The sequence below is a fragment of the Bacillus sp. P4_D3 genome (assembly GCF_056401855.1).
The window spans coordinates 1-6,598 of record NZ_JBFUIN010000164.1; the positions used below are offsets into that span (position 1 = coordinate 1).

6 protein-coding genes are annotated in these 6,598 nt (G+C 36.3%); 2 read left to right on the plus strand and 4 right to left on the minus strand.

The genetic code is table 11. The features are described from left to right. Positions 1-375: 375 nt before the first annotated feature. On the plus strand, positions 376-747 hold the full coding sequence (locus tag AC1DTM_RS15715; RefSeq protein ID WP_133059528.1) for a DUF3915 domain-containing protein: 372 nt from the start codon (positions 376-378) through the stop codon (positions 745-747). 96 nt (positions 748-843) lie between these two features. On the opposite strand, the gene ptsP is transcribed toward AC1DTM_RS15715, so the two are convergent. From ptsP to glcT, 4 genes are all read right to left on the minus strand, one after another. Next, entirely contained in the window at positions 844-2,556 is a 1,713-nt protein-coding gene (gene ptsP, locus AC1DTM_RS15720; protein WP_016106081.1) for a phosphoenolpyruvate--protein phosphotransferase, read from the minus strand. Next, a complete protein-coding gene (gene ptsH, locus AC1DTM_RS15725; RefSeq protein ID WP_002033915.1) occupies positions 2,556-2,819 on the minus strand; it encodes a phosphocarrier protein HPr in 264 nt (87 codons plus the stop codon). The genes ptsP and ptsH overlap by 1 nt, the downstream gene beginning before the upstream one ends. Positions 2,820-2,954: 135 nt before the next feature. Then, on the minus strand, positions 2,955-5,018 hold the full coding sequence (gene ptsG, locus AC1DTM_RS15730) for a PTS glucose transporter subunit IIABC (RefSeq protein WP_002111599.1): 2,064 nt from the start codon (positions 5,016-5,018) through the stop codon (positions 2,955-2,957). A gap of 339 nt (positions 5,019-5,357) precedes the next feature. After that, positions 5,358-6,206, minus strand: a complete 849-nt coding sequence (gene glcT / locus AC1DTM_RS15735) for a glucose PTS transporter transcription antiterminator GlcT (RefSeq protein WP_002199447.1) — start codon at positions 6,204-6,206, stop codon at positions 5,358-5,360. A gap of 165 nt (positions 6,207-6,371) precedes the next feature. Between glcT and AC1DTM_RS15740 the strand changes: the two genes are divergently transcribed. Then, a partial coding sequence (locus AC1DTM_RS15740) for an HAD family hydrolase (RefSeq protein ID WP_477000455.1) occupies positions 6,372-6,598 on the plus strand: 227 nt, incomplete at its 3' end.

Below are 6,598 nucleotides of genomic sequence, written 5' to 3' on the forward strand. Positions count from 1 at the left end.
TAGTCACTGTACTACTGCTATATTTTATTGGCGATGCTGCAAACATATCAGTGTTACAATTCCCTAAAGAAGAAGCGTTACAATTAGAAGCAGAAAAACATACTGCACGATCCATTGCACCACTACTCTTAGCTCTTCCTGTATATATCATCGTTTTATATAAAAGTAAAAAAGTGTAAAGGCTACCTATTTCATTCATTTCGGTGGTCTTTACATTTTTTTGTGATATTTCCCCTATTTTAAACATCATTCCATACTAAATACCCATCTAGTCATTTAAAATGAGAAAATCCCCTAGAAAAATTTCCATTATCTGTCCAGTCACCGACTGCCAAACTTACATAGATTATAAGTGTGAAGGGGGTGATGAGGATTATGTTTGGATCATTTGGATGCTGTGATAACTTTAGAGACTGTCATCATCGTGAAAGAGAGTGTGACCATCGCGACCATCGCGAGAAAGAGAGAGAAGAAGTTAAACAACAACGACCTGCTGTATGTAACGTACTTGCTAGCATTTCAGTTGGAACAGAGCTTTCTCTTTTAAGCATTAGAGGTAACGGAACCTTCAATAATGTAATTTTTGAAGGTTTCGCTAACGGTGTTGCTCTTTTCTCTGCTTTAGCTCGTAATAATGACAAAGACAACAAAGATAACAATAAAGACGATAAGAACAATCAAAATCGAAATACTTTTACTGGCATTTTACGTGTTTGCCCAACTGATATCGTTGCTATCGCTATCTAATTCTGTACCTTATCCTCTATAGTAAGAAAATAAGATTTACTTTTCTCATAGAAAAAACCTGAGATCGATTTCGAATCGACTCAGGTTTTTTTACTATTATATGCTTTTAACTAATTCAACAACTTCTTCAGCAGTTGACATTGTTAATGCTTTTTCTGCTAATGTTTCCATTTCTGCTTTTGACAACTTGCTTAGTTGTGTTCTTGCAGGAAGAATAGATGTTGCACTCATACTGAACTCATCTAAACCTAAGCCTAATAATAATGGGATAGCAAGTGAATCTCCCGCCATCTCACCACACATACCAGCCCATTTGCCCTCTTTATGAGCAGCATCGATAACCATTTTTACAAGACGTAAAATAGATGGGTTATATGGTTGGTATAAGTAAGCTACACGTTCGTTCATACGATCTGCAGCCATTGTGTATTGGATTAAGTCATTTGTTCCGATAGAGAAGAAATCAACTTCTTTTGCGAACTGATCTGCTAATACTGCTGAAGCTGGAATTTCAACCATCATACCAACTTCAATAGAATCAGAAATAGTTGTACCCGCTTGAACAAGTCTGTCTTTCTCTTCTAATAAGATTGCTTTCGCTTGACGGAACTCATCAAGAGTTGCAATCATTGGGAACATAATTTTTAAGTTACCGTATACGCTAGCACGAAGTAATGCACGAAGCTGTGTACGGAACACATCTTGCTCATCAAGACATAAGCGAATTGCACGGTATCCTAAGAATGGGTTCATTTCTTTTGGTAAATGTAAGTATGGAAGCTCTTTATCTCCACCGATGTCAAGTGTACGAACAACGACTGGTTGATCTTCTTTTACACCTTCAAGAACTGCTTTATACGCTTCGAACTGCTCTTCTTCTGTTGGAAGATTGTCACGGCCCATGTATAAGAATTCTGTACGGTATAAACCAACGCCTTCTCCGCCATTATCGATAATACCTTGTACATCATTTGGTGTTCCGATATTAGCAACAAGCTCAACGTGATGTCCATCACTTGTTACAGTTGCTTGGTCTTTTAATTTTGCCCATACAGCTTTTTGCTCTTCAAATTTCGCTTTCTTTTCTTCAAAAGAACGAAGAGTTTCTTCAGATGGGTTTACAATTACTTCTCCATCTAAACCGTCAATGATTACGATATCGCCGTTTTGGATTTTCTCCATAACAACTTTCGTACCAACAACAGCTGGAATTTCCATAGAACGAGCCATAATTGCAGAGTGAGATGTACGTCCACCGATATCAGTTGTGAAACCTTTTGCATACTCACGGTTTAACTGAGCTGTATCAGATGGTGTTAAATCTTCAGCAATGATGATTACTTCTTCAGAAATTGTACCAGGATTTGAGAAGTTAATTCCTAGTAAATGTGCAAGAACACGTTTTGTTACGTCGCGAATATCCGCAGCACGTTCTTTCATGTATTCGTTATCCATGTTTTCAAACATAGAAATAAACATTGATGCAACTTCATCCATTGCAAATTCAGCATTTACTTTTTCGCCATTTACTTTATCTTTTACTGGATTTACTAATTCTGGATCATTTAATACTAATAAATGCGCTTCAAAGATAGCAGCTTTATCAGCACCTAGCTCAGCAAAAGCGTGGTCCTTAATAGCTTCTAGTTCAGATTTTGCTTTCTCAAGCGCAGCGTCTAAGCGTGCAATTTCAGCAGCTTCGTCTGTAATTGATTTCTTTTCAATGTTAAATTCAGGATTCTCAAGTCTGAAAGCCTTTGCAATAGCAATCCCACTTGATGCAGCGATCCCTTGAATGTTAAGAGTCATTATTCTCCTAATCCTTCGTTTTTCATAGTTTCTTCGATAGCTGCTAGTGCTTGAGCTGCATCATCACCATTTGCAGTGACCTTAATTTCCGCGCCTTGTTGAATTCCTAAAGACATAACACCCATGATTGATTTTAAGTTAACGTTTTTTCCGTTATACTCTAAGTTAATGTCAGAACCAAATTTGCTTGCAGTGTTTACAAGTAGAGTTGCTGGACGAGCATGAATTCCTGAGTCGCTAGTTACTTTAAAGATTTTTTCCATGATAATTTATCTCCTTTAAATACAGTATTTTTTTAGTTGTATAGACGTGAGTACTACATCATCTATTGTATATAATAGGCGATGTTCGGTCAACCACATCGCCTATTATAATTATAAACATTTTGCGTCAAATTCCTACTGAATGTCAATAATAGCGTTTTCGCCCTTCTTAACATTTCCATCTTTTTTCAATTCGACTTGTTGCCCTTGTTGTAAATTCGTAAAGACGATTGGTGTAATAATAGATGGTGCATTTTCTTTTACAAATGCAAGATCTACTTTTAATAATGGTTGTCCTTGCTTCACTTTATCACCTTGTGCTACAAGCGCTTCAAAGCCTTCACCATTTAATTTTACAGTATCAATACCAAAGTGGATTAAAATTTCTTTTCCGCCTTCAGACTGAATACCAATCGCATGTTTTGTAGGGAATACATTTACAATCTCACCATTAACCGGAGAAACTACTGTTCCCTCTGTTGGCTCAATCGCAAATCCATCTCCCATCATTTTCCCTGAGAATACTTGGTCGGGTACTTCTGTAATCGGTAAGATTTTCCCTTCAATTGGTGAAACGATTGTTTCATTTTCATCAACCTGTTGAGGAGCTTCTTCCGCTTTTACAGGCGCTTCTTTTTCAACATGAGGTGTACGACCTGACATAATATCATGAATTTGTGATTTTAATGTGTCAGATTTCGGTCCGAAAATAGCTTGAATGTTATTTCCAACTTCAAGTACACCGGCTGCTCCAAGCTCTTTTAAGCGGTCTTTATTTACATTTTTTTGTTCGTTAACTTGAACGCGTAAACGAGTAATACAAGCATCTAACGAAGCAATGTTTTCTTTACCACCAAGTGCTACTAATACTTCACGTGGAAGTTCTCCTGCTTCTGTTTTCCCTGCGCCTTCATTAGCATTCGCTACTTCACGACCAGGTGTTTTTAAGTTCCATTTACGGATTGCGAAACGGAATCCGAAGTAGTAAATAACTGCTAGTACAAGACCAACAATAATTACCCACCACCATGCCGTACGACCTGGTAGTACACCGAATAATATGAAGTCAATTAAACCACCAGAGAATGTCATACCAATTTTAACACCTAAAATTTGCATTGTCATAAATGATAGACCAGCGAATACTGCATGAATTCCGAATAATACTGGTGCTACGAATAAGAATGAAAATTCAAGCGGTTCTGTAATACCTGTTAAGAAAGATGTTAATGCAGCAGATCCTAAAATACCAGCTGCTAATTTTTTATTTTCTGGACGTGCTTCATGGTACATTGCTAAAGCTGCTGCTGGAAGACCGAACATCATGAACGGATACTTACCAGTTGTAAATGTACCAGCTGTTAATTCTACGCCGTCTTTTAACTGTGCCATAAAGATTTTTTGGTCACCACGGATTAATTCGCCAGCTGCATTTGTATACTGACCGAATTCGAACCAGAACGGTGAATAGAAAATATGATGTAATCCAAATGGAATTAATGAACGTTCAATTAAACCGAATATAAATGCTGCTATCGTTCTATTTGCATCAATCATTTGATGTGAGAACGTATTTAAGCCACCCTGAATGTATGGCCAAATGAAGCACATGATAATACCTACTACTAAAGAGAATGTTGCAGTTGCGATCGGTACGAAACGCTTACCTGCAAAGAAACCTAGGTATGATGGTAATTCAATGTTGAAGTATTTATTATAACAATATGCCGCTACTATCCCGACGATAATACCACCAAACACTCCTGTTTGCAGCGTTGGAATTCCTAATACGTTTGCATATGCTGGATCTGAAAATCCAATTTTCACTGGATCTGTTCCAGTGCTTGTTACTTTCACTAGTTTATCTACTTCTAAGAACACACTCATCGTTTTGTTCATAATTAAGTAGCCGACGAACGCTGCTAAACCAGCTACTCCGTCTCCACCAGCTAAACCGATTGCTACCCCAACTGCGAATAATAGCGCAAGGTTAGCGAAAATAATATCACCCGATTGTTCCATAATTTTTGCAACCATTACGAACCAATCTGCTTTTAAAGCAGGGATAACATTTGTTAGTTGTGGATTTTGAAATGCATTACCAAATCCAAGTAAAATACCTGCTGCCGGTAAAATCGCTACTGGAAGCATAAGCGCTTTTCCGACTTTTTGAAGAACACCAAAGATCTTCTTAAACATGGAAACCCTTCCTCTCTTATCTATATTGATACTTTTCGACAAACGCCAAAAAGGCATGAGGAAAAAAAGATAGAACGATAGCTATACAAAGGGTAGTATGTCCCTTTCTTTAGCTTACATTCCCAGCTTTTCTCCACTCATGCCTGATCGAATCAGTAACACGTGTCAAAAATAGGATTACGTATAAGTTCACTATAATTAAAGCAAACGTTTTCGTTATTTACCTTAATTTGTTTGTCGAATTTTGTATAACTTTGCAATAGTTATTATACATAACTATTGTAAGCGATTCAATCATTTTTTTTAACGTTTTCATTTTAGACAAAAACATATGTCTTTTTACACATGTTCTGCTTTCACTAATCGTTGTAAATGCATCGTTAAATAAATACTCTCCGCTTCATAAACAGGAAGTTGTAATTCGTTCTGCATTACTTTGACTAGCTTCCATGCCAAATTGTAACAAACTGGATATTCTAATTTTAATAAATCAGCAAAGCTTTGTGCTTCTTCTACTTTTTCTCCTTTTTTCACCCGTTCAATAGCATATTGCAAATGACGAATAAGGCGTAAATAATGAATGCTTTCTTGGTCTAATGTAATTTGTAGGTTTATCTCAATTAAAGACACAAGTTGTGCAATAAGACGGGAATTTTGATTAACAGAAGATAAATCAGAGTTTGTAAGCGAGCTGTAAATATGGAGTGCGATAAAGCCTACTTCTCCTTCTGGCAATATAATTTGCAAACGAGAATTTAAAAGTTGCACAACTCCTTCAGCAATTTCATATTCCTCTGGATATAGCATTTTCGTTTCAACTAAAAAAGGATTATCTATTGTAAGTCCTTGTTTTAGCCTTTTAATTGCAAAAGAAATATGATCTGTTAAAGCGATATGAATATGTTCATTTAATGGAGACTCCGCTTTTTCTTGAATGTATAACATAATATCATTCATCAATTCAATTAGCTTTTCACTCACATGTGGCACTAAAAGTTTGTATTGTTCTCGATCACGTTCATTTTTTAAAACAAACATTTTCTCAATTTGTTCTTGCTCCAACACATCTTCAGCCTTTTTTCCAAATCCAATTCCTTTACCGATCACTACTACTTCCTCGTGTTCAGGATGGCTAGCAATGATGACATTATTATTTAAAACTTTTTTAATTTCTAGATAATTACTCATATAACACCACCCTCGTACTTAAATAGCCTACTTTTATGTTACAGAATATTCTTCTTTGTCGTCAATGTAAAACATCTACCATTTGATAAAAATTCATTTTTTAGACATGTTTGTATATGATGCGTATAATGTAAGAGCAACTGTACATAGAAAGGAGATAGCAACATGATTAAAATGTTTGTAAGTGATATCGACGGTACAATGATGCAACATGGAGGTCTAATTGATGAACAAGATATTGTAGCACTTCGCAGTCTTGCTGAGCAAAATGTTATTCTTTGTTTCGCTTCCGGGCGACTTGATAATGAAATCGCAGACTTAATGAAGGCTGTAAATACAAATTTCCATCGCATTAGTGTGAACGGTGTTTTCGTATATACACAAGAAAATAA